The sequence below is a fragment of the Anaerolineales bacterium genome (assembly GCA_030583885.1).
Taxonomy (GTDB): Bacteria; Chloroflexota; Anaerolineae; order Anaerolineales; family Villigracilaceae; genus Villigracilis.
Genome location: CP129480.1, coordinates 2188614 through 2211711, shown reverse-complemented (window position 1 = coordinate 2211711; position 23098 = coordinate 2188614). Strand labels below are relative to the sequence as shown.

Here is a 23098-nt window from a genome sequence, read left to right as displayed (position 1 = left end):
AAACCTGAGGCCTGCAAGCGTTGAAAAGTGAGTTGATAAAACAGGAGGTCCAGATTGGAGAAGATGGCGTTGATCTGGAGCCTTCCCGGCTTTCGTTCTGGAAACTTGATTTATGTTTATCAAGACTAGCCATCAACCTACAAGTTGATCTATCATTCCGAATAAATTACAAAAATCACCTTGACCATTCACAGTCTCCGTAGTAAAATACGATTAATCGGATTAATAAAACAATATGCTGCGTGAACGCGTTTCCCCCAATATTTCTGAATTTTTTAGCTATCTGGCATCACACCCGGAGGCGGAGAACAAATTGCCGCCATTGACCGAACTCAGCCGCGAGCTGGGTGTGGGTGTGGCGGCACTGCGGGAACAACTCGAAGTGGCGCGCGCGCTCGGGCTGGTGGAAGTCAAGCCAAGGACGGGAATGAGGCGCAAGCCCTACACCTTCGCGCCGGCTGTTATGCAAAGTCTCGAGTATGCCATCGCGCTCAACAAGGACCATTTCATCGCCTTTGCCGACCTGCGCCAGCACATCGAGACCGCCTATTGGCATCAGGCCGTAAGGTCATTGACGCCGGAAGACCACAGCGCTTTGCTGGAACTTGTTGCACGCGCCTGGGGAAAACTGCGCGGATCGCCCATCGAAATCCCCCACCCCGAACATCGCGAATTACATCTCACCATTTACCGCCGCCTGAACAACCCGTTTGTTTCAGGCTTGCTGCAATCCTATTGGGATGCGTACGAAACCGTCGGTCTGAACTTCTTCACCGATTACAACTACCTCACCGAGGTCTGGAATTACCATCAACAAATGGTCGATGCCATTTGCGCAAACGATATGGAGGCGGGCTACAAAGCCCTCTCCGAACATACCGACCTGATCCACCAAATCATTTCATCGTCTGAATGACGAAAACGTTACGAGGAGTTCCATGAACAGAAAAGTGAACGATTTTTCGATCACCGTTGGCACCAAGAACGGCTCCGGCAGTTCCACCGCCAACAACACCATCCTGCGTTCGATCTTCAAGATGGGCATCCCGGTTTCGGGCAAGAACCTTTTCCCATCCAACATCCAGGGTCTGCCGACGTGGTACACCATCCGCGTCAACAAGGACGGGTTCATCGCGCGGCATGAAGCCAACGATATCGTGATCGCGATGAACCCCGATTCGTTCGCACGGGACCTGGTATCTGTCTCTCCGGGCGGGGCGTTTTTCTACGCCGATGATATCCGCCAGCCCATCACCCGCGCGGATATTACCATCCACCCGATGCCGATCAAGACCATCGTCAGGAACGACCCGAACGTGCCCACGGATTTTCGCGACCTCGTCGGCAACATGGTCTATGTGGGCATCCTCGCCCAGATGATCGGCATCGACATGGAAAAGATCCTTGCCGCTCTGACCTTCCATTTCAAGGGCAAGCAGAAGCCGGTCGATATGAACTTCAACGCCCTGAAGGCCGGCGCGGAATGGGCAAAGGATAACCTCGAAAAGAAAGACCCGTTCCACCTCGAGTCCATGGACAAGACCGACGGGCTCATCATGGCGGACGGCAACACCGCCGCCGCCATTGGCTCTATTTTCGGCGGCGTGCAATTCGCGGGCTGGTATCCGATCACACCGGCCTCCTCGCTGGCAGAGTCGCTCAATGATTTCCTGCCCGTCCTGCGCAAGCGCGAAGACGGTAAGCACACCTACGCCGTCGTACAGGCGGAGGATGAACTCGCTGCACTCGGCATGGCGATCGGCGCCGGCTGGGCGGGCTTGCGCTCGATGACATCCACTTCCGGCCCCGGTCTTTCGCTGATGACCGAATTTGCAGGCCTGGCGTATTATGCCGAAGTGCCTGTGGTCATTTGGGATGTCCAGCGCATCGGTCCCAGCACCGGCCTGCCCACCCGCACGTCACAGGGCGACCTGACCTTTACGCATTTCATCGGCCACGGCGACTCGCACTCGGTCATCCTGCTGCCCGGCGATGTGGGCGAATGTTTCGATTTCGGCTGGCAGTCCTTTGATATTGCCGAACGCGCCCAAACCCCCGTCTTCGTCCTGAGCGACCTCGACATGGGCATGAACCAGTGGATGAGTAAGCCCTTCCAATATCCGGAAACCCCGATGGATCGCGGCAAGATCCTGACCGAACAGGACTTGGAGGGGCTCAAAGGCAATTGGGCGCGCTACCTCGACAAGGACGGCGACGGCATCCCCTACCGCACACTGCCCGGCAACAAGCATCCCATGAGCGCGTACTTCACCCGCGGCACAGGCCACGATGAAAACGCCAGATACACCGAGGAATCCGATGTGTACATCCGGAACATGGAGCGCCTCAAGGTGAAATACTATAATGCGGCAAACTACATGCCAAAACCCGTTACCCACCCGCTGAAGGGCGCGAAGGTCGGCATTCTTGCCTACGGCTCCACCGAAAATGCAATCCTCGAAGCACAGCATCAACTTGACATCGACCACGGCATCCAGGCGGATTTCATGCGCGTGCGCGCCATCCCCTTTACGGATGAAGTGACCAAATTCATCGAAAATTATGATCAGGTCTTCGTCGTGGAAATGAACCGCGACGGACAGATGCACCAGATCCTGCTGACGGAATATCCGCAGTTTGCGATGAAGTTCAAATCCGTGGCATATCATGACGGTCTGCCCGCGGCTGCCAAATGGGTACGCGAGGGCATCCTTGCCAAATACACAAGGACGGAAGGCGAAAAGCAGAAAAAGGCGTCAGCTGCAAAAACCGCCGTGAAGGCGAAGGCAGCTAAACCGTCGAAGAAAGCTGCGGTGAAGTCATCCACCAAGGCAAAGAAGCCTGTAACCAAATCGAGGACATCCGCGAAGGCGAAGAAGAAATAGGAGTACATGACAATGGCTGAAACTCTCCCCATGGCTGGCGCAACTGCGAATACAAACCTCGCCGGCCTCACCAAAAACGATTACCGCGGCAACCCGACCACGCTGTGCCAGGGCTGCGGCCATAACTCGATCTCGAACCAGATCGTGACTGCGTTGTATGAAATGAACACGGTGCCTGAAGCCGTGATGAAGTTCAGTGGCATCGGTTGTTCGTCCAAGTCGCCGACCTACTTCCTGAACCGCACCTTCGGCTTTAACAGCCTGCATGGACGCATGCCGTCCATTGCGACAGGCGCGTTGTTCGCCGATGCGCACATGAAAGGCATAGGTGTTTCCGGCGACGGCGACTCAGCCAGCATCGGCATGGGCCAGTTCAAACATGTCATGCGCCGCAATGTGAACATGGTGTACATTGTCGAAAATAATGGTGTGTATGGCCTCACCAAAGGCCAGTTCTCCGCCACCGCCGAAAAGGGTCTGCAACTCAAAAAGCAGGGCGAGAATCCCTACATGCCCGTGGACATCTGCATGGAAGCGCTGGTGTCGAATGCGACCTTCGTGGCGCGTTCCTTCGCCGGCAACCCCAAACAGGTCAAGGAGCTGCTCAAAGCCGCACTCGCTCATGATGGCATCGCCGTGTTGGACATCATCAGCCCATGCGTGACCTTTAACAACCAGGAAAATGCCTTCCATTCCTACGCCTGGGGCAAGGATCACGAAGAACCCTTGCACGAGATTTCCTACATCGCGCCGCGCAATGAGATCATCCTCGAGCGCGAGATGGAGGAAGGCGAGATTCGCGAAGTTGCCATGCACGACGGCTCGACGGTCATCCTGAAGAATCTCGAAAAGGGATACGATCCCAAGGACCGCTACGAAGCCCTGCGTGTGATGGAGGAAGCCCAGCGCAACAACTGGCTGGTGACAGGCCTGCTCTATATCAATACGACCAAGCCGACATTGACCAACATCTACAACCTTGTGGACACACCGCTCAACCGCCTTACCGAAGCGGACCTCAGGCCTGAGCGCTCGATGATCGATGAGGTCAACGCGTTGATGTTCTAATTAACCCAGCCTGCCCTCCCCCAAATCCAAAGGTTTGGGGGAGGGTTTGTTTTTGGAAAACATGACAACAGAAACCACAAACGAAAAACTCAATTTCAAACGCATCCTGCCCGTGCTTGTCATCGTGCTTGTGGACTTGATGGGACTGTCCATCATCATTCCGCTTTTGCCGTTGTACGCAGCACGCTTCGGTACGACGCCCCTGGTCATCGGCATTTTGCAAGCCACCTACCCGATGATGCAGTTCGTCGGCGCACCAATTCTGGGACGATTATCCGACCGCTTCGGGCGCAAACCTGTTCTGGTCGTCAGCCAGATCGGGACACTCAGCGGATTCATCCTGCTCGGCTTCGCAGATTCACTTCTCCTGCTGTTTATCTCCCGCATCATTGACGGTCTCTCCGGCGCGAACATCGCCACCGCCCAAGCCGCCATCGCAGACAGCACCACCGAGAAAACCCGTACACAAGGATTGGGCTTGATCGGCGCGGCATTCGGCGTGGGTTTCGTGCTGGGCCCGATCATCGCCTTCATTGTCCTTGCTGCAACGGGACAGAATTATCAGGCCGTGGCGTTCACCGCTGCGTTCTTCTCGTTCATTTCCATTTTACTGACTTCACTTTGGTTCAAGGAAACCGTTCAACAAGTTGAAAACCCCGAAGTGTCGCGCAAACGCCGTCCGTTCTCGTTCGAAGCCATGCGGAATGCACTTAGCCAGCCCGCCATCGGTTTCCTGCTTGCAATCATGTTCTTTTATCGCATCGCGTTCGGCGGATATGAACAACTCTTTTCATTGTTCACGCTCACCCGTCTCGGCATGGACGCACGAGACACATCCGGTCTGTTCGTCTTGGCAGGCATCACCATCATCGTCATTCAAGCCGGACTGATCGGCAGGTGGTCGCGCAAAAAAGGCGACCGCTGGCTGGTGTTTATGGGACTCGGCGCGCTTGCCATCGGCTTGATTGGAACCGCGCTCACCCCTGCCTCCCCCGTTCCTTGGTATGAAAAAGAAAAAGTGCTCGAAAGCATGGCGGGCAAGGGCGAACATCGCGTTTCAATCCAAAGCATCAACATCCAATTGCCCGAAGAAACCTCAAAAAGCTGGAGCGGCATCACATGGCTTCTGGTGGCAAGCATCCCTGCGGCAGTCGGCGGCGCGGTGCTTCATCCCGCCATCAACAGCCTGATCTCGAAGTCCGCAAATCCTGGTGAAGTTGGCGGCACATTGGGAGTCTCCGCGGCAGCCTTCAGCGCCGCCAATGCCATCGCGCCCCTGTTCTACGGAACGCTATTTCAAGTCTTCGGAGGGCCTGTGCCATTTTTCGTCGGCGGGTTGATGCTGGCAGGACTGCTGCTTTTTGCTCCGAGAATGGTAAAGGCGTAACTCAGAACACCCATTTCCATTTTGACCCGCACACTAAAATGTGATAGAACAAAAAAAGAAGATAAAATCGAATGGCGGACGGCAGGAAATTCACGGAGCCGATATGATAAAAGGAAAAACCCTGACAAAACGCGATGTATTCGACAAACCCGGTGGAAAGGTGACCGGCAGGTTGGATGCCAACGTCGAGATCCTCGCCAGTGAAAACAGATTTCAATGGCTTCGTTTGGCGAACGGCGGATGGGTGAACGCCGGCATCCTCCAGCAATACATTAAATGGCAGACAGTGCCTGACGCAGCCCCGCTGTCCCAGCCCCCCACTACAAGGCCTGGCACAGGCGCCAGCATCATAAAAGGCAGGACACTTGTAAAGCGCGACATACTCGACAAACCTGTCAACGGAAAAGCGATCGGCAGGCTGGACGCCAATGTCGAGATCCTTGCCAGCGAAAACAGGTTTCAATGGCTTCATTTGGTGAACGGCGGGTGGGTGAACGCCGGTCCAAGCCAGCAATACATTAAATGGCAGGCGACGCCAGCCGCAGCTACTCCCCCGCCCGCTGCACCCGGAGCCGACATCCCGCCGCCCCAACCCGATGTTCCCAGCCCGGTGACAGAAATAAAACGGATGGGCAGGATCGCAACCCTGCTGGTCGACTGGCAAAACCCGAAATGGGAATTTGCTCCCCGGAATGTGGGTCCACTCAATGCGTATCCCCAAACTGTCACCTTCAGCCACGTATGCGACCACAGAAAGGGTCCCCGCATTCCATTAACCGATGCGATACTGGAGTATGTCGGCAGGTTGAACGGGGAACGAATAAGGGAACAGATACTGATACCGGATGCGGGATGGATCAATAATCCAACGATCCCGCCAACCATTGAACGAATCACCTGGGCGGCAAATCATGTGATCGTCAAAGAGACGCGCATCGAGGACGGCGTGGTATATTGCAATGTTCACGCTTCCAGTTGTTACGCAACCGACCTGAGCGGAACGTTCTTCGACCTGGATATGCGTCTGGTCGTTCACAAATTCAACGCTTTTACGCAAAACAGAACCATGATCAAACTTGGAAATGGCATCAATTGCTATACGCCGTTCATCTCCGACCCCCATATCACAAACGGGGATATGTGGATCCGCTCCGATTATTTGGAAATGTGGCCCAGCCTGCCTTTCGTGCTCGCAGACGGAACAGTGGTCGCCGAGTACGAACTTCACGGGTATAGAATCTATGGACGGCAGGTGGATGGAAGCGCCGTCCTTCTGCGCGATCCCAGCGGGTTCAAAACAAACTGGAGAATCAATTCGCCGGAAGTGCCTGTTTGACGCGCTTTACTTATAAATTCGGGGAAATGAAAAAACTCGACGCTGAAATTATCCTCGAATACATCCGCGCTTCGGGACCGGGCGGGCAGAACGTGAACAAGGTTGCGACGGCGGTGCAACTGCGCTTCGACGTGCTCAACTCCCCGTCCCTCGCCTTGGACTTAAAGTCGCGCCTGATTCGAATTGCCGGAAAACGGGTCAACGCGGACGGAGTCTTCATCCTCGAAGCGAAGCGCTTCCGCACGCAGGAGAAAAACCGCGAGGATGCCATTCAGAAATTTTACGATTTGCTCAAAAAAGCAAGCGAGAAACCGAAAGTCCGCCGCAAAACCAGGCCGACAAAGGCATCCAAGGAGGAAAGGCTGAAAGCCAAGAAGAAACGCAGCGAGGTCAAGAAATTGAGGCGGGGAAAACCCGGTATTGAATGAACCAACAAAGGAGCCTTTAATGACAAGGAAAAAACTCCTGCATCAGATAAGTTCTTTCGCATGCTTGGCTGGCTGATCCTGATCGGGTTCGTCGCCAGCATTCTTTGGTCCATGTGGGTGGATACACTGCAACCGGTAATCCGGACTGGGGATACGCGCGCATTAATATTACATATGATCGGCCTGCCGGTCATCCTGCTGGGAGCGGGGATCTTCGTCTATGGCGGTTTGCTGTTTGTCCGCAGAACATTCAATGCAATGGGGGCCCCGCAAACCGCCGAAACCATGGCGCTCATGCGGGATGGGAAATTGCCCCCCGAAGAATTGAGGCGGGCGCGTATGCAAAATCTGAAGGCCCTCTGGGATGCATGGAAACATCCGCTGCTCTGGCTTGCATTTGGGTTTGCGTTGATCGCGCTTGGCGGATTTTTGATCAACCGCTAAAGGAGGAGTCTTCACATGAACGCAAACCGCATGGCAAAATAAGAATCGACCATCCGCATTGTCCTTGAAATCAATGAGGCGTTCAGCCGCCATGACGTCGCAGGCATGATGGCGCTCATGAGCGATAATAGCGAATTCGATATAATCAGGGACTATGCACAGCAAATTGCCAAAACATCACCCAATTGCAGGGTTGATCGCAGGTCTTACCGCCGCCTCCATTTGGGGCGGGATGTACGTCGTCAGCAAGGTGGTATTGGAGGTAATACCACCTTTTTCATTGCTCGCGTTACGCCTGGTGCTGGGCGCAATGACATTGGGTCTTGTCATTTCCCTTCGCAGCAAAAAAGCGGATGAAAAAATCTCCATCACAAAAGAATTCTTTTGGACGAGTTTTCTGGTTGGTTTTGTCGGTTACGGAGTTTCGCTCGGGTTTCAATTCGTCGGCACAAAACTCTCGACAGCCTCGAATGGCGCACTAGTCACATCCGCCACACCGGCATTCGTTTTGCTATTCGCGCCTTTTTTACTTGGTGAACGTGCCACACCGCGGCGCATCGTCGCATTGGTCATTTCCACGCTGGGCGTCCTCGCCGTGGTCGACCCGCGCAATGCCGAATTGTCCCCATCCCTGTTTTGGGGCAATATGAGCTTGCTGGCGGCGGCACTCACATGGGCATTGTATTCCGTGCTCGTGCGCAAAATCTCGAAATCCACAGACCTGCTCATTTCCAGCACGATCATGTTTTTAGGCGGCCTGCCTTCAAGCATTGCGTTTGGAATTTGGGAAATCAACACGCAGGGAATCGGCGGAATTACATTGGGAATCTTCGGCGGGATTCTATTTTTGGGGATCATCTCCACCGCGATCGCGATGTTCCTTTGGAACTATGCCTTCGCGGAATTGCCGGCCGCCCTCGCCTCGTTGACGTTCTTTGCCCAGCCGGTGGTTGGGTCGCTGCTCGGATGGTTTTTCCTCGCCGAGAAAATCACCCCTCTCTTCATTACAGGCGGGGTGCTGATCGGTGCCGGTATTCTGATCGCGACGAGGGATTGAGAAAACAGGACTAGTCATCCGTTAAAAAAGAAGCCGGTGCAATTCAGGAGGAAACTGCATCCACCGGGTAAATGAAGTTAGGGATGAAAATCCTACCTCTATTTTTTCAAGTTCTTTTCCGCCAGTTTACGCGCCAAACTCACGGTTGCATCGCTCCCCACCGTATGAAGCAATGCCATGTTGGGCGGACGTTGCTCTCCGATGGGATATCCACAAATCAGTACCAGCTGTTGCCCGGGCTGGATGCCGGATTTTAGCAGTGCCGCATCCACATCCGAAAGCATGTCGTCCATTGTGTTGGCATACTTTGCAAGATGAGGTTCGACACCCCACAAAAACGCAAGTTGATTGAATGTTTCAGCATCCGGCGTAAAGGCAAGGATCTGCTTCAACGGGCGCGCCTTGGACACCAGCCACGCAGAACGACCCTGCATCGTGAAGACCGCCACAGCGCGGACATCGGGATCTTTCGCCAACGCATTCGCTGCGCGCGCCATCGAAGCCGCATCGCTCTCACCCAAACCTGCCCGGCTATCCTGACGGCTCCCCCACTCGAAGAAATGCGACTCCGCTTCCACCACAATGCGCGACATCATGGCAACCGCTTCACTGGGGTATTCTCCCGAGGCTGTTTCAGCGGACAACATGACCGCATCCGTGCCGTCGAAAATGGCGTTGGCAACGTCAGATGCCTCCGCACGCGTGGGCAGCGGATTCTGGATCATGGACTCAAGCATCTGCGTGGCAGTGATGACCAGCTTTGCGCGGGCATTGGCAGCATGGATGATCAGCTTTTGCAGGGAGGGCACCCGTTCCGGTGGAAGCTCCACGCCAAGGTCACCGCGTGCCACCATCACGCCATCCACCACATCCAGGATGGCATCCAATTCATTCATGGCTTCGGGCTTTTCCAATTTGGCGATCAGCAAAGGCGTGCGCTTCCCTTTGGAAAACTCCTCAATGGCCTCCCGCACGGCCTTCACGTCATCCGCACTGCGGACAAAGGAAATCGCAACCGCATCCACGCCCTGCGAGATGCCAAAGGCAAGATCGGCCTTGTCTTTTTCGGTGAACCCGGTGATACGGAGTTTTACGCCTGGCAAATTAATTCCCTTGTGCGAAGAGAGCTCGCCACCAACCAAAACTCTGGCATGGATAAGCCGCCCCTGTGCAGAAACAACCTCTAGGGCAAGGCGACCATCATCGAGCAGAAGCCTGTCACCCGCCTGAACCGACTCGAAGAGTTCACGGAAGTCCACAGGCAGAAGTTGGTTATCCGTTTTCGGCGCTTCGTCCTGTGTGGCAAATAAACAGACTTGTTCGCCAGCTGATAGTTGAATAGGTGCCTCCAATTTGCCAACCCGGATTTTCGGTCCCTGCAAATCCTGTAAAATTCCGACGGGTGTACCAATTTTTTTTGCCACAATTCGTATCTTGGCTACACGCAAGGCATGTTGCTCGTGAGTTCCATGAGAAAAATTCAAACGGGCGACGTTCATCCCGGCTTTAACAAGTGACGCCAGTGCCTCTTCCGAATCAGAGGCCGGCCCGATGGTCGCTACGATCTTTGCTCTACGCATTAGAAGTTTTCCTATTCATATCCATGTATGATTTAATCTGAACGATAAAAAAATCCATCACAAATAATGTCAGAATCCAAAATCCCAAACGCAGCATGATTACATGATATATGGAATGGCGCGCAATATCGTTCGCGTCTGCATTCCATATTAAAACCGCCTGCGGGTACGAAAAGAGGATGAGCATCAACGGAATGGCCCACAGGGTGTTTCTGTATTGAATCGCAGGATAAAGCAGAGCCACAGCAAGAATATTTACAAGAAACGACGCCAGCAAACCAAAACGGGTCGGATAAAGCAGTTCGTTCAAGCGGGCATCCTTCAAAATGGGCCGATACCCAGTGGCGGCATAATAATACACATCGGGGTTAAAAACCAACTCCGCATCCCGCAGCGGATTTTGCAGAGTATCCGCCTTAAAGAACCACAGGAAGCGTACAAATTCACCACGCCCATGCTCCTTCGCCCACTGTCTGAATTCTTCGAGGTCAGGAGCATACAGCATGGCAACATCGTCAGCTTGAATTGGTTTGCCCGCCCTGTCCATTAACTCATCTGAAACGGGCATGCCGCGCGCCTCGAAATATGCCACATATTCCGAATTGGGAAGAATGCGCAACCCCATGGTCATCAAAAATGCTGTATACCAGTGAGCCCCCATTACCGACAGCGTATTCACTGCGAAAAAGATGGCAACGAATAAACCGAGAACCGCAAAGATACGCTTCCGTTGATGGGTGAAAAAAAACAAAACAAGTACGCATCCTCCCGCCATCAGAAGGAAATAAGCATAGGTGTCGCGGACAAATGCCAGCAAAACCGATGAAACAACGAACAGGACAAAACGGTAGCCATCCCATTTCGCCAGTAACCACAAGCCCGCCGCCAGAAATAACGCCAGCAGGGAAATTGACAGCGAATCACTAAGAATCAAAGCATCCCATAGAATCACATTCTGCACCAGGCTGAAAGCCAGTATGAGAACAAAGGCCGCGGGCTTAAGCCAGGAATTACGTATGACCGCAGCAAGAACAAGTGCCAAAACACCCCAGGCGAGGATGGACACCCACAACTGCGCGACGACAATCTTCGATACATCCAAGTCGAGCAGTCGAAAAAATAACGAAGTGACGGGGGGTTTGTTTGTGATCCAAAAAGTGGAGGATGTCAGTGGGCGGGATGCAAATTCCATGAACTCAGTTGTGTCGTAAAATTCGCGCGGCTCTTTAATTCGGAGGATATGCCGAACTCGCAGCCAAATATAGCCTGCATACGACAGTATCATAAAAAGAAACAAGGTTAAAGATCTATGCGATGGTTTTTGCATGCAACTCCTTATGCCGGGGCGCATTGATAATAGGTAAAAAACCGCATACTGTCAAGGCGGAAAAATTTATCAAGGATTAACGATATAAAAGGACGTGGAATGGCGTTCCCATCCACGTCCTTCCGTAGATTCTGCTACATGTAATTCAGTTCTTTTGCCTGCTTTTTCAACTCATCATGGAACTGCGGATGTGCAATCTTGATCAAGGCCTGCGCACGCTGGCGGATGGTCCTGCCATACAGATCAGCCACGCCATACTCGGTCACCACAAAGCGGACGTGATTGCGGCTTGTCACCACGCCGGCACCCTGCTTAAGCATGGCAGTGATCTTACTGATCTGGGTACCATCCCTCATGACGGCTGTACTTGGCAGGGCAATGACGGGCACCCCGCCTTTGGAACGTGATGCGCCATAAACAAAATCCAATTGCCCCCCGACTCCGCTGTACAGTTTCGGCCCGATGCTATCCGCACAGACCTGGCCGGTAAGGTCCACTTCAATGGCGGAATTAACCGCCACCATGCGGTCATTCTGTGCAATGACAAACGGGTCGTTCACATATTCAGTGCGGTGCAGTTCGATCAGAGGGTTATCATGCACCCATTCGTACAGCCGCTTCGTGCCAAGAATGAAGCCCGCCACGATCTTGCCCGGGTGCAGGGATTTACGAGCATTGGTCAGTACCCCGGCATCAACCAGATCAATCACGCCGTCAGAAAAGAGCTCGGTATGAATACCCAAATCTTTTTTGTCGGAGAGGAACTTCAAGACGGCATCGGGAATTGAACCAATCCCCAACTGCATGGTAGCGCCATCGGGGATCAGGGCGGCAACGTGCCCCGCGATCTTTTCAACGATATCTGTGCTGCCATCGGATGTCATTTTATGCTCGGGGATCGGATAATTAACCGGCACAATATGTGTCAGGCGGCTGACGTGAATGAACGAATCGCCGAGCGTGCGCGGCATCTTGTCGTTGACCTCAGCAATGATGATCTTCGCCGATTCGGCAGCGGATTTGGTCAAACCAACCTCCACACCAAGACTGCAAAAGCCGTGCTCATCCGGTGTAGAAACATGAATAATCGCCACATCCACAGGTAGTATCCCATTTTTGAACAGGAGGGGAAATTCGGAGAGCAGCACGGGGGTAAAATCTGCGCGCCCTTCCTGCACCGCCTTGCGGATATTGGCACTGATGAACATGGAGTTCACGCGCAGATGCCCCTCCATTGCAGGGCCCACATAATCCGCCGCACCAACTGTCAATGCCTGGCAGATCTCCACATCCTTCACATTGGGGGCATGGTTCACCAGCGCAGCCAATAGCGTTTGGGGGACGGATACATTTCCCGTAAGAAAGATGCGGTCTCCTGTCTTGATGACCTTGACCGCCTCTTCGGCAGTGGATACACGCTCCTGATAAATACCTGCCGCATTCATTTCGCTTCCTCCCTGGCGCTCAGGCGCAGTAGATGAAGCAGTTTACCGCCGTGGGCGTTGATGGCGGCTTCGATGTTTGGATGACTCTTCATCACCGCATCAATGCCCTGATTCGCAACCTCCCGAATGTATGGGATGGCCGCATTGACAAATACATGGCTGGCAGTACGGGCAACCACGCCAGGAATGTTCGGCACACAGTAATGCACCACATTATCTTCCAGATAAGTCGGGTTATCGTGCGTCGTCGGGCGCGATGTTTCCACACAGCCGCCCTGGTCAATGCTCACATCAATGATCACTGAGCGCGGCTTCATGGCCCGCACCATTTCGCGGGTCACCACGATGGGAGCACGCTGGCCGCTGACCAGCACGGCACCGATTACCACATCGGCATAGGCAGTGGCACGTTCGATATTGCGTTTGGTCGAGATCATGGTTACAACCCCGGAAAAACGCTCGGTAATTTTCTCCAAGGCCGGCATGCTCCTATCAATAATGGTCACATGTGCGCCGGTGCTGAGCAGGGTCTTGGTCGCAGATGTTCCCACCGTTCCGCCGCCGATGATGACAACCTCTGCAGGGGGCACGCCGGGCAAACCACTCAACAAAATCCCTTTGCCGCCGCGGTTGGTCTGCAGGAGCCGCGCCGCTATCTGCGATACCATTGTGCCGCAGATCATGCTGAACGGACGCAAAACAGAGAGACCGCCCGAAGCATCAGCAATCTGCTCATAGGCAAGTGCTGTGATCTTCTTTTCAAGCAACAAGTCAATCTGGTCCTGCGAACTTGAAGCGAGATGCAAAAAGCCCGCAAGGATCGCTCCTTCTTTCAACCATTCCAATTCCTGCTTCAATGGACGGGTTATTTTCAATAACAAATCCGCCCTGCCATAGACCTCCTCCGCAGAATACGCGATGCGCGCCCCGGCCTGTTCATATTCCTGGTCGCTGAATCCTGCCCCCATCCCCGCCTCATGCTCAATAAAAACCTGATGCCCGTGCTGGGACAGAATCTCCACCCCGGCCGGGGAAAGACCCACGCGATACTCGAAGGGTCTGCTTTCTTTTGGAATTCCAATATACATAATATGCCTCCATAAAAAGACCCTGAAGGTTACAAAACCTTCAGGGTCCGGTTTTGTTACGTCATGTTGAGCACTTCCCGAATGGACGGGAGCGCCCAGTCAATTGTCTCTCTATCAATGACAAGAGGAGGCGCAAAACGGATCACGTTATCATGGGTCTCCTTGGCAAGGATCCCCTTCGCCTTCAACGCCTCGCAAAAACGGCGCGCACCCTTTGCTTCAGACTTGAGCTCGACGCCAATCAACAATCCCTTGCCGCGTACTTCCTTTACATGCGGGCTGGGTATCTCGCTCAACTGTTCGATGAAATAGGTGCCCGACTGCGCGGAACGTTCCGCCAGTTTCTCTTCACGGATCACCCGCAGCGAAGCACGCGCCACCGCCGCCGCCAGCGGGTTGCCGCCAAACGTTGAACCATGTTCACCGGGCTGGAACAGGCCCAGCACGGACTTGTCTGCCAACACGGCAGAGACAGGGTAAAAACCACCCGAAAGCGCCTTGCCGACAATGGTGATGTCAGCGCGGACATCTTCATGATGGGCAGCAAACAGTTTCCCGGTCCTTGCGAGACCGGTTTGAATTTCATCCGCCATGAACAGCACATTGTTCTTCCTGCAGATTTCCGCAACCTTCTTCAAGTATCCAGCCGGCGGAATAATGACGCCTGCCTCACCTTGAATCGGTTCGAGCATGACTGCAGCCGTATTTGGTGTGAGCGCTTTTTCAAGCGCATCCGCATTGCCATATTCGACGACGACAAAACCCGGCGTGAACGGACCAAAATCATCGCGGTAGGACGGCTCGGTGGAGAATGAAACGATCGTCACAGTACGCCCGTGGAAGTTGTTGCCGGCAACGATGATCTCCGCCTGATGGCGCGGGACCTTCTTGACCTGGTACGCCCATTTGCGCGCCAGCTTGACAGCCGTCTCCACCGCCTCCGCGCCTGAGTTCATCGGCAGGGACATTTCGTACCCCGTCATCTCGGAGAGCTCTTTATAGAGTAACGGCAACTGGTCATTGCGGAAGGCGCGGGAAGTCAGCGTGACGCGCTTCGCCTGATCCAGCATTGCCTTCAAGATTTCAGGGTGAACATGTCCCTGATTGACCGCCGAATATGCGGAAAGACAATCGAGATACTTCTTTCCCTCGACATCGTGCACCCATACGCCTTCAGCCTTCTCGATCACCACATCCAACGGGTGATAGTTGTGCGCGCCGTATTGCTCTTCGATCTTGATAAAGTCTTGTGTGTCCATATTCACCTTTTACTATTATTGCGGTGGTTGAACAGCCGCGGAACGGCGTATTGAAACCATCCTGCCTATGGATTGCATTTCCGTAAACGGTCGTTTTCGATATGGGCCAACTACACCACACCAAACACGCGTGCCAGAATCGCCTTCTGCGCGTGCAAGCGATTATGCGCCTGCGGGAAGATCACTGAATGCGGGCCGTCGGCAACTTCATCCGTGAGTTCCTGCCCGCGATGTGCGGGCAGGCAGTGCATCACAATCACGTCCTTATCCGCCTCGCCCACCAGTTGCGCATTGACCTGATAGGGCGGGAAGATCTGCTCACGTTTTGCGGTCTCCTCCTCCTGCCCCATGCTGGTCCAGGTGTCAGTATAGATGACGTGCGCACCCTTCACGGCTTCATGGACATCACGCACGAAGGTCAATGTACTGCCTGTTTTCTTGGCAATATTTTGGGCGATCTCTACTGCTTTGGGGTTCATGTCATAGCCTTCAGGAGACCCGACGGTCACATTCCAGCCGAGCAGCGCGGAAACGTGCATCAGCGAAACCGTGACGTTGTTCCCATCCCCCACGTAACTGACATTCAAGCCTTTGGATTTTTTGCCGAACTTTTCGATAATGGTCAACGCGTCCGCCATGCCCTGACACGGATGGTTGTAATCGCTCAGGCCGTTTACAACGGGGATTTCCGACCATTTCGCCAGCTCCAGCACATGTTCATGTTCAAACACACGCGCCATTAATCCCTGCACGTAGCCCGACAACACACGCGCCACATCCGCAATGGATTCACGCTTGCCCAGACCGATCTCGTTCGGGGAAAGATACAGCGCATCACCGCCACAATGACGCATTGCCATGTCAAACGAAATGCGCGTGCGCAGGCTTGGCTTCTGGAAGATCATGCCCAGCACCCTGCCTTTGAAGATCTTCTTGTTGCCTTTTTTGAAATAATCCTTTTTCAGCTTAATGGCAAGGTCGAGCATATCCCGAATTTCGTTCGGCGAATAATCCGATATCGCGAGAAAGTCCTTCATAATTAACTCCTTGTATTGAAAGTATATCCTTCTTGTCCAGTTTTGCCATGTTTCAAGCATCACGCATTCCGCATGACAAATTACGCGCCTCCAAACTTCTTCCAATAGCGCATCAACCCGTCCGCGCTCATGGCAACGGGGTTCGCCAAAGAATAGGCACGGATCACATCCTGACTCAAATTCTTCACATGCCCCTGTTCCTGCATCCAAATGCTGAACGACTCGCGCAGCTCCTCAATGGACGGGTCATTCGCCATCACGATCTCCAGCCACGTTTCCACCTCAGCCAACGCCTTGTCCATCTCGTCCAACTGCCAGGCTGCATCCTCGAAAATTCCGAAATGGGTTGGCGCAATCCGTGAGAATTTTAATGACCTCAGCCGGGCTATGCTTTCATGCCAGCGCCCGAAATGCAATTCAGGCGGCGGCATCGGCGCGCGCAGATAAACATAACCCGGAATACGCACCCCGCCCACATCACCACAAAAACACAAATCTTCAAACAAATAGGAATAATGATGCTCCGCATGACCGGGCGTATTAACCGCCACAAATCGCAAATTGCCGATGACGATCTCTTCCGCATCCTGCGGGACTATGAGCTGGTTCTCTGCAACGGGTAGAATCTCACCCCAGAGCTGGTCCATCTTTTCGCCATAAATGCGCGTAGCGCTGGAAATGAGTTTTTCGGGGTTTATCAAATGCGGCGCACCGTTCGGGTGGACGTACACCTGCGAGCCCTGCTTCGCCAGCCAGCCTGCCGCACCAGCATGGTCGAGGTGAATGTGCGTGACGAGGACATGGGTAACATCACGGGAAGATAATCCTTCGTTTGCCAGACCAGCTTGCAGTGCGGGAAGAGTCGAGCCCGGGCCGGTTTCGATCAGGACCGCCCCGCCGGTATGTCGAATCAAATAGGACGCGATGGCTTGCGTCTTATTTTGATAATTCAAATCTATTGTGACAATGCGGGAGTTCGCCATGGACGCTTATCCTGTGAATTGAAGGTTGATGGGATTTTTGAAAGCGCTTGTGACAGGTCATCGTCACATCGAATGACGGTGACGGGCACACGCCGCTCGCGCAGGGAATTGATAAGGCTGACCGTACCGCGCGGTCCGCCGAAGGTTTCAATATCGAGCAGGACAACCAGCGGGTGCAGATAGCGCATTTGCAGGTCGTCCACGGCATGCAAAAGATCGGGCAGGACCGTCGGAGTGATGAGGATGACGCTGGAGCCCTGGGGAAGTTGCGAGGCTTGCGCCGCAACGAGAGCCGCAATCGAAAGTCTTCCATTCGCCTCAACGAAGGCAAGTGTTTCCAGAATTTTTGTCTCCTGCCTTTCGCTTCGTTCCGCAGGGTGGACGGTAAAGGTCTGCCCCGCACTGACATAGCCAACCGCCCGCCTTTGGCCGAGGAAATAATGTGCAAGCGATGCCGCGATGCTGACGGCATATTCAAGGGTGGAGGGCGGCAGTCTGAACTTCGGGCGCTTGACAAACATCATGGAATCCAGCGGTAATTCATCCTGCTGATGAGGCTTTTCGTAATGCACCGCCTTCTGGGAATCGAGATATAGCCAAATTTCAGCCTGTGGGTCCTGCTCAAATTCCTTGACCATCAAGTGATTGGAGCGTACGCTTGTGGGCCAGTGAATACGTTTCATGGCGTCGCCATGCACATATTCGCGAACACCCGAAGCATGAGGGGTAATATCGTGGGATTTGCGGCGAATGACCTGTCCGCCAGGCAGAAGCCCGGGCGGGAATAGAAACGAAGCGATTTCATGAATCACAGGGAATACAACAAGCGTTTCCAGAGAAGCGAAGACCTTGCCTGCACTGAACAGTCCAAACGGATCGCCCGTGGAGATCCGTGTGGGACCCAACTGAAAACTGCCGCGGCGGGTAAGCCATGTTCGCGCCAGATAGCTGCGTTTTTGACGCCCGAGCACAAAGGTAAACAACCGTGAACCGGCTGCAAATGGTAGCGCGGATCGATTCATGACCTCGATCCAGGGGGCAGGGATACGGCTGTTATTGGGGACTTCATAGCTCTCTTCGAAAACATCCCCCACATTGGCGCGCAGCACGCGTGCACTTCTTCTTAAACCCAAACCTCTTGCCGCCCAGCGCGTCCAAATCCAGCTAAAAACCGTCAACAAAACGCTGATATATAGAAAGCGCGAATAGATGGCGCCGCCGTTGACCAATGCTCCGAAAAGGCCGGTAACGAACAACAAGGCGAGAAAGATCCGCCCGGCTCTCATTTTGCCTTCTTCCTCACAAGCTCAGGCGCGAACGCGCTGCCAGGCACAGGCGCGGCAAGCACAATTTCCTGCACAATGCGGTCCGAACTCAAGTCCCGCAAACGCGCCGCCGGGCTGACGATGATACGGTGCGCCAAAACAGGTATCGCCAGCGCCTTGATATCATCCGGCAAAACGTGGTCGCGCCCATTCAAGGCGGCCCGCGCCTGACCTGCACGAGCCAGCGAAAGGCTGCCGCGCGGGCTTGCGCCGAGATACACGTCCGCACTCTGGCGCGTCCGCGTGGTTAATTCCACGATATATCTCTTGATCACCTGGGAGATATAAATACCCTTGACAGCATCAACCGCCTGCAGAATCTCCCGCAGCTTTACAACGGATTTCAATGACTCAAGCGGATGTTTCAACTGCTGGTCATCCATCACACGGACTTCATCTGCAATATTTGGATACCCGAGGCGCAGGCGGAGCAGGAAGCGGTCAAGCTGTGCTTCAGGGAGCGGAAAGGTGCCCTCGTATTCAATCGGGTTTTGTGTGGCAAGCACCATGAAAGGCTTGGGCAGGGCATGTGTCACACCGTCCACCGTCACCTGGCGCTCCTCCATTGCCTCCAACAGCGCGGCCTGCGTTTTGGGCGTGGCACGGTTGATCTCATCTGCAAGAATGATCTGCCCAATGATAGGGCCGGGGCGGAATTCAAATTTATTCTTCTGCTGGTTATAAATGGACACGCCGGTCACGTCGCTGGGGAGCATGTCCGGCGTAAACTGGATGCGGTTGAACACACAATCCAACGAACGCGCCAGACTGCGCGCCAGCATGGTCTTGCCGACGCCGGGCACATCCTCGATCAAAACGTGCCCCTGGCACAACAACCCGATCACGATCAACTCAATGGACTGCCGTTTCCCGACAATCACTTTCTCAAGGTTACCGATCACACGTTCACCAAATGCCTGTATATCTGCCATCAAACATCCTTTTGGAAGAGATACGTGATTCTAACACGCGGGTCGGCATGCATGCAAACCTCCGCTTGCCTTATATAAAACCAATGCGCAGGGCAAATCGTGTATAATTTTGCTCACGCCTCAGTAGCTCAATGGATAGAGCGCCTGACTTCGGATCAGTAGGTTGTGGGTTCGACTCCTGCCTGAGGCGCCTGTTTTATGCCAGCGGTTGTCCCCATTCAGGGGATGGGATGGGTTCGACTCCTGCCTGAGGCGCCTGTTTTATGCCAGCGGTTGTCCCCATTCAGGGGATGGGATGGGTTCGACTCCTGTCTGAGGCGCCTGTTTTATGCCAGCGGTTGTCCCCATTCAGGGGATGGGATGGGTTCGACTCCCGCCGGAGGCGCCTGTTTTTTTAATATGGATGAAGAACCGCTTCCCCTCCTCCGACTCCTGCTTGCCCGCCTTGAAAGAATCTCGGCTGATTCATACTGGGCACACCGTGCCAGCGGTGTACGCGGGTCACTGATGAGAATGCTGGAAATACTGGAGAACGGCGGGGCAGTTCCAGGGTCCGAATTGAAGCGAATGACCGATACGGGATTCGCAATGCTTGAATATGCCGCAAAAGAATCGGCCCGCTGATATAACACATCCCCAGACAAGGAGGCCCGGAGAATCCCCTTGAACCATCTCTACACCATGCACCCACCCCGGATCGTCATGTATACAACCGAATACTGCCCGGACTGCCATAGTGCAAAGGCGTTCTTTGAAGCGCATGATATTGAATACATACGGGTCGGGCTCGAGGAAAACCCGCAAGCGGCGGAATTCGTTATCAATCTCAACAAGGGCAACCGCAGTGTGCCGACCATCATCTTCCCGGACGGCTCTGTTCTGGTTGAGCCCAGTTGGGATGAACTTAAGAAGAAAACAATCACACAAAGCGTATAATGGATGTATGAAAAAGATTCCTGTTTTTCTTTTCCTCGCTTTTATCCTCGCCGCCTGTGACACATGGGGAATTCCGCCTCAACCATTCCCGGTGTGGACACCCATTCCATCCCGGACCCCCGGCATTGTAACAGCCACACCTCTGATCCTATTGCCGCCGTCCATTGATACTTTCACCCCCGGCGTCATTCCTGCTTCCCCAACAAACACAGACATCCCATCGCCGACCGAACCGCTCGAGCCGCCGTCTCCGACGCAAACTTTCACAGCGGTCTCTGCACCGGCGGTGGAACTGGACATCCTTGGATGCAATACAGGGCTGGATATCCTGCATGGCATGGGTGAGGTGACAAATGCCTACGTGAACATCAAGAATACGGGAAATGTTGACCTGCCCAATACCTGCGCCCTGCTGCGTGCCATCGACGAAGACCGCGAACATCCAGATAAAAAACGCTGCATCGACAACCTGCCCGCACAACATCAGGTGAAATTGAAATTAACGGTCGACTCGCAATACAAGGTGGATACGATCATTCAGGTGGAGGTTGCCTCCAGCGAAACGGTGTTATTACGGGTGGAACAACAATCCTGCAGAAATATCAGCCTCTTCGGAGGCACGCCATCGGATGTGAACGTGGTCAAGCCAATCGGACCATGATTTCTCTTTTTGCATGGAACTTTTCCCGCTTTTGAGCGTCTGTAAAACATCGGATTTATTTTTTTACAGATAGAGAGGTTCACCATGTTCAACAAAAATTTTCTACAAATCCTTTTACTCATCGCCGTGCTCTTCGCTTCGATGGGATTCACGGGCACAGCCTCCGCCTATTCGTGCGGAACCAGTTACACGGTCCAAAAAGGCGATACGCTGGGCTCCATTGCAACAGCATGCGGCACCTCCACCGCTGCGCTCAAGCTTGCCAACCCTGGTCTCGGTCAGTACATCTACGCAGGACAGGCGCTTGTTCTGCCCGGCGCATACTGGGATAACGGGAACGGCTATGGAACGTACGTCGTGGCCCGTGGTGACACACTGAAGGCACTGGCCAACCGCTTCGGCACCAGCATGGACGTGCTCGCCTCGCTCAACGACATCAACAACTACAACCTGATTTATGAAGGCCAGAGGCTCACAGTCCCGGGCGGCGCCGCAGTCCCCGTTCCTCCGCCCTCTTCACCGCCCCCTGTCAGCGGCAACGCCTACACCATCCAAAAGGGCGACACCCTGCGCAAGATCGCAGACCGAATTGGCGTGACCGTCAGAGACATCCTTGCTGTCAACCCCAAAATCACCAATGCAAACCTGATCTACGTTGGACAGGTCATCAACCTGCCGGCAAGCGCCTCACACCACACTGTGCAATCTGGTGACACGCTGAAGAAGATCGCAGCCCGCTACGGCACGACCCTGGACGCTCTCATCACGCTCAACCCGCAGATCAAGGACATCAACAGGATCTATGTCGGGCAGGTGGTACGGGTATGGTAATGAAAAAGCTGATAACAAAAATCCCGCGGAACAATTCCGCGGGATTTTTGTTATCAATGGAACGAGACTCACCGTCACTCACCGTCAAAAAAAATAAAATATGTGCAATAAAGTGGTTTTTGCAAATAATTAATGCTATAATGAATTCATGGCAACACCATTTCAACCACAACAGCCCGAAACTCCCCCAACACATACTCCTGAAGAACTCGCTGCCATGCGGGAGGCTGAACGCAAGCAAAAGATGGTCATTGCAGGCATCATTGCAGGGATCGTCATCATCCTTGCCCTGCTTGGATGGGCAATTTATGCCCTTTTACAGCCCAGTGCCCCCACAGACAGGATCCGTGACATCTTCATCATCGTCGTGGCATTGGAATCCCTGGTCATTGGCGTGGCGTTGATCGTGCTCATCGTCCAGCTCGCCAGCCTGATCAACCTGCTTAAGAACGAAGTACGCCCCATCCTGAACGCCACGAGCGAAACCGTCAACACCCTGCGAGGCACAGCGGAATTTTTGGGAGAGAATGTTGTGGAGCCCGTCATAAAGCTCAATGGCTATCTGGCCGGCTTGAAGCGTATGTTAGAATTATTAGGTGTCAAGCCCAAGTAATAACAGGCAAATGTCATAGCCTTTGCCTTCCTCAATCAAACTAAAAATAAAGGAGAAATACCATGACTGACCGTGATGAATTTGGAGCCTTTCTCGTAGGATTTGTCGTTGGCGGACTGACCGGCGCCGTCGTAGCCCTGCTTTTCGCCCCTCAATCCGGCGAAGAAACCCGCGCACTGATCAAGGATAAATCGATCGAACTGCGCGACCGCGCCGCACACACCGCCGAAGAGGCGCTCGCCCGCGCCGAAGCAGCCGCATCCGAAGCCCGCGCACGCGCAGAAGAACTCACCCGCGAAGCCCGCCGCCGCGCAGAAGAACTCACCAAGGAAGTTCGCGAACGCGGCACGGAATTTGCAAATGAAGTACGCGAACGCGGCAAGGGTGCCCTGGACGCCGTCCGTAGTAAGACAAAGAAAGACAGCGGCGAAACTCCCGCATAACCAGACACGCACATAAGGCAAGGGTTTGACGTG

Annotated in this window: 23 protein-coding genes and 1 tRNA gene; 15 read left to right on the top strand and 9 right to left on the bottom strand. The window is 53.9% G+C overall.

Going from position 1 to position 23098, the window contains the following annotated elements:
* Positions 1-235 precede the first annotated feature (235 nt).
* The 8 genes from QY332_11060 to QY332_11025 all read left to right on the top strand — a co-directional run bounded on the left by QY332_11060 (position 236) and on the right by QY332_11025 (position 8605).
* Positions 236-916 carry an FCD domain-containing protein gene (locus tag QY332_11060; GenBank protein ID WKZ34148.1) on the top strand — a complete coding sequence of 227 codons (681 nt, stop codon included), beginning with the start codon at positions 236-238 and terminating at the stop codon, positions 914-916.
* Between the two features lie 22 nt (positions 917-938).
* Positions 939-2885 carry a 2-oxoacid:acceptor oxidoreductase subunit alpha gene (locus QY332_11055; GenBank protein WKZ34147.1) on the top strand — a complete coding sequence of 649 codons (1947 nt, stop codon included), beginning with the start codon at positions 939-941 and terminating at the stop codon, positions 2883-2885.
* Positions 2886-2897: 12 nt separating this feature from the next.
* Entirely contained in the window at positions 2898-3953 is a 1056-nt protein-coding gene (locus QY332_11050; protein WKZ34146.1) for a 2-oxoacid:ferredoxin oxidoreductase subunit beta, read from the top strand.
* Between the two features lie 61 nt (positions 3954-4014).
* Positions 4015-5340, top strand: a complete 1326-nt coding sequence (locus QY332_11045; protein ID WKZ34145.1) for an MFS transporter — start codon at positions 4015-4017, stop codon at positions 5338-5340.
* A gap of 103 nt (positions 5341-5443) precedes the next feature.
* The gene (locus QY332_11040) at positions 5444-6676 is read left to right on the top strand and encodes a hypothetical protein (GenBank protein ID WKZ34144.1); all 1233 of its coding nucleotides are present in this window, start codon (positions 5444-5446) and stop codon (positions 6674-6676) included.
* Between the two features lie 26 nt (positions 6677-6702).
* Entirely contained in the window at positions 6703-7104 is a 402-nt protein-coding gene (arfB, locus tag QY332_11035; GenBank protein ID WKZ34143.1) for an alternative ribosome rescue aminoacyl-tRNA hydrolase ArfB, read from the top strand.
* A 60-nt stretch (positions 7105-7164) separates the two neighbouring features.
* Positions 7165-7548, top strand: a complete 384-nt coding sequence (locus QY332_11030) for a hypothetical protein (protein ID WKZ34142.1) — start codon at positions 7165-7167, stop codon at positions 7546-7548.
* Positions 7549-7702: 154 nt separating this feature from the next.
* The gene (locus tag QY332_11025) at positions 7703-8605 is read left to right on the top strand and encodes a DMT family transporter (protein WKZ34141.1); all 903 of its coding nucleotides are present in this window, start codon (positions 7703-7705) and stop codon (positions 8603-8605) included.
* A gap of 98 nt (positions 8606-8703) precedes the next feature.
* Here QY332_11025 and pyk read toward each other — a convergent pair whose 3' ends face one another.
* The 9 genes from pyk to QY332_10980 all read right to left on the bottom strand — a co-directional run bounded on the left by pyk (position 8704) and on the right by QY332_10980 (position 19581).
* Positions 8704-10185, bottom strand: a complete 1482-nt coding sequence (gene pyk, locus QY332_11020; GenBank protein WKZ38460.1) for a pyruvate kinase — start codon at positions 10183-10185, stop codon at positions 8704-8706.
* On the bottom strand, positions 10178-11377 hold the full coding sequence (locus QY332_11015; GenBank protein ID WKZ38459.1) for a hypothetical protein: 1200 nt from the start codon (positions 11375-11377) through the stop codon (positions 10178-10180). Before QY332_11015 ends, pyk begins: the two co-directional genes overlap by 8 nt.
* Positions 11378-11646: 269 nt before the next feature.
* Positions 11647-12957, bottom strand: a complete 1311-nt coding sequence (locus tag QY332_11010; GenBank protein WKZ38458.1) for an acetyl-CoA hydrolase/transferase C-terminal domain-containing protein — start codon at positions 12955-12957, stop codon at positions 11647-11649.
* Positions 12954-14045, bottom strand: a complete 1092-nt coding sequence (locus QY332_11005; protein WKZ38457.1) for an alanine dehydrogenase — start codon at positions 14043-14045, stop codon at positions 12954-12956. The genes QY332_11010 and QY332_11005 overlap by 4 nt, the downstream gene beginning before the upstream one ends.
* 56 nt (positions 14046-14101) lie before the next feature.
* Positions 14102-15304, bottom strand: coding sequence for an ornithine--oxo-acid transaminase (gene rocD, locus QY332_11000; protein ID WKZ38456.1), 1203 nt, complete (start codon positions 15302-15304; stop codon positions 14102-14104).
* A 110-nt stretch (positions 15305-15414) separates the two neighbouring features.
* Positions 15415-16341, bottom strand: a complete 927-nt coding sequence (gene argF, locus QY332_10995) for an ornithine carbamoyltransferase (GenBank protein WKZ38455.1) — start codon at positions 16339-16341, stop codon at positions 15415-15417.
* 80 nt (positions 16342-16421) lie between these two features.
* The gene (locus tag QY332_10990; GenBank protein ID WKZ38454.1) at positions 16422-17324 is read right to left on the bottom strand and encodes an MBL fold metallo-hydrolase; all 903 of its coding nucleotides are present in this window, start codon (positions 17322-17324) and stop codon (positions 16422-16424) included.
* The gene (locus tag QY332_10985; protein WKZ38453.1) at positions 17297-18610 is read right to left on the bottom strand and encodes a DUF58 domain-containing protein; all 1314 of its coding nucleotides are present in this window, start codon (positions 18608-18610) and stop codon (positions 17297-17299) included. The genes QY332_10990 and QY332_10985 overlap by 28 nt, the downstream gene beginning before the upstream one ends.
* The gene (locus QY332_10980; GenBank protein WKZ38452.1) at positions 18607-19581 is read right to left on the bottom strand and encodes a MoxR family ATPase; all 975 of its coding nucleotides are present in this window, start codon (positions 19579-19581) and stop codon (positions 18607-18609) included. The genes QY332_10985 and QY332_10980 overlap by 4 nt, the downstream gene beginning before the upstream one ends.
* 117 nt (positions 19582-19698) lie before the next feature.
* Between QY332_10980 and QY332_10975 the strand changes: the two genes are divergently transcribed.
* From QY332_10975 to QY332_10945, 7 genes are all read left to right on the top strand, one after another.
* A tRNA-Arg gene (locus QY332_10975) sits at positions 19699-19771 on the top strand.
* A 170-nt stretch (positions 19772-19941) separates the two neighbouring features.
* Entirely contained in the window at positions 19942-20205 is a 264-nt protein-coding gene (locus QY332_10970; protein WKZ38451.1) for a hypothetical protein, read from the top strand.
* Between the two features lie 39 nt (positions 20206-20244).
* The gene (locus QY332_10965; GenBank protein WKZ38450.1) at positions 20245-20517 is read left to right on the top strand and encodes a glutaredoxin domain-containing protein; all 273 of its coding nucleotides are present in this window, start codon (positions 20245-20247) and stop codon (positions 20515-20517) included.
* Between the two features lie 7 nt (positions 20518-20524).
* Complete coding sequence (locus tag QY332_10960) at positions 20525-21178, top strand: hypothetical protein (GenBank protein WKZ38449.1); 654 nt, start codon at positions 20525-20527, stop codon at positions 21176-21178.
* 84 nt (positions 21179-21262) lie between these two features.
* Positions 21263-22009: a LysM peptidoglycan-binding domain-containing protein gene (locus QY332_10955; protein WKZ38448.1), complete on the top strand. Its 747-nt coding sequence runs from the start codon at positions 21263-21265 to the stop codon at positions 22007-22009.
* Positions 22010-22157: 148 nt separating this feature from the next.
* Entirely contained in the window at positions 22158-22622 is a 465-nt protein-coding gene (locus tag QY332_10950) for a hypothetical protein (GenBank protein WKZ38447.1), read from the top strand.
* Positions 22623-22684: 62 nt separating this feature from the next.
* A complete protein-coding gene (locus QY332_10945; GenBank protein WKZ38446.1) occupies positions 22685-23065 on the top strand; it encodes a YtxH domain-containing protein in 381 nt (126 codons plus the stop codon).
* The last annotated feature ends 33 nt before the right edge of the window (positions 23066-23098 follow it).

Excerpts from the sequence above, each read along its gene's own strand:
- QY332_11010 (WKZ38458.1), bottom strand. The coding sequence starts at position 12,957 with ATGAATGCGGCAGGTATTTATCAGGAGCGTGTATCCACTGCCGAAGAG.
- argF (WKZ38455.1), bottom strand. The coding sequence starts at position 16,341 with ATGAAGGACTTTCTCGCGATATCGGATTATTCGCCGAACGAAATTCGG.
- QY332_10990 (WKZ38454.1), bottom strand. The coding sequence starts at position 17,324 with ATGGCGAACTCCCGCATTGTCACAATAGATTTGAATTATCAAAATAAG.
- QY332_10980 (WKZ38452.1), bottom strand. The coding sequence starts at position 19,581 with ATGGCAGATATACAGGCATTTGGTGAACGTGTGATCGGTAACCTTGAG.
- QY332_11030 (WKZ34142.1), top strand. The coding sequence starts at position 7,165 with ATGCTTGGCTGGCTGATCCTGATCGGGTTCGTCGCCAGCATTCTTTGG.
- arfB (WKZ34143.1), top strand. The coding sequence starts at position 6,703 with ATGAAAAAACTCGACGCTGAAATTATCCTCGAATACATCCGCGCTTCG.
- QY332_10970 (WKZ38451.1), top strand. The coding sequence starts at position 19,942 with ATGGGTTCGACTCCCGCCGGAGGCGCCTGTTTTTTTAATATGGATGAA.
- rocD (WKZ38456.1), bottom strand. The coding sequence starts at position 15,304 with ATGGACACACAAGACTTTATCAAGATCGAAGAGCAATACGGCGCGCAC.
- QY332_11040 (WKZ34144.1), top strand. The coding sequence starts at position 5,444 with ATGATAAAAGGAAAAACCCTGACAAAACGCGATGTATTCGACAAACCC.
- QY332_11045 (WKZ34145.1), top strand. The coding sequence starts at position 4,015 with ATGACAACAGAAACCACAAACGAAAAACTCAATTTCAAACGCATCCTG.
- QY332_10960 (WKZ38449.1), top strand. The coding sequence starts at position 20,525 with ATGAAAAAGATTCCTGTTTTTCTTTTCCTCGCTTTTATCCTCGCCGCC.
- QY332_11050 (WKZ34146.1), top strand. The coding sequence starts at position 2,898 with ATGGCTGAAACTCTCCCCATGGCTGGCGCAACTGCGAATACAAACCTC.
- QY332_11025 (WKZ34141.1), top strand. The coding sequence starts at position 7,703 with ATGCACAGCAAATTGCCAAAACATCACCCAATTGCAGGGTTGATCGCA.
- QY332_11015 (WKZ38459.1), bottom strand. The coding sequence starts at position 11,377 with ATGGAATTTGCATCCCGCCCACTGACATCCTCCACTTTTTGGATCACA.
- QY332_11060 (WKZ34148.1), top strand. The coding sequence starts at position 236 with ATGCTGCGTGAACGCGTTTCCCCCAATATTTCTGAATTTTTTAGCTAT.
- QY332_10985 (WKZ38453.1), bottom strand. The coding sequence starts at position 18,610 with ATGAGAGCCGGGCGGATCTTTCTCGCCTTGTTGTTCGTTACCGGCCTT.
- pyk (WKZ38460.1), bottom strand. The coding sequence starts at position 10,185 with ATGCGTAGAGCAAAGATCGTAGCGACCATCGGGCCGGCCTCTGATTCG.
- QY332_10950 (WKZ38447.1), top strand. The coding sequence starts at position 22,158 with ATGGCAACACCATTTCAACCACAACAGCCCGAAACTCCCCCAACACAT.
- QY332_10945 (WKZ38446.1), top strand. The coding sequence starts at position 22,685 with ATGACTGACCGTGATGAATTTGGAGCCTTTCTCGTAGGATTTGTCGTT.
- QY332_11055 (WKZ34147.1), top strand. The coding sequence starts at position 939 with ATGAACAGAAAAGTGAACGATTTTTCGATCACCGTTGGCACCAAGAAC.
- QY332_11005 (WKZ38457.1), bottom strand. The coding sequence starts at position 14,045 with ATGTATATTGGAATTCCAAAAGAAAGCAGACCCTTCGAGTATCGCGTG.
- QY332_10955 (WKZ38448.1), top strand. The coding sequence starts at position 21,263 with ATGTTCAACAAAAATTTTCTACAAATCCTTTTACTCATCGCCGTGCTC.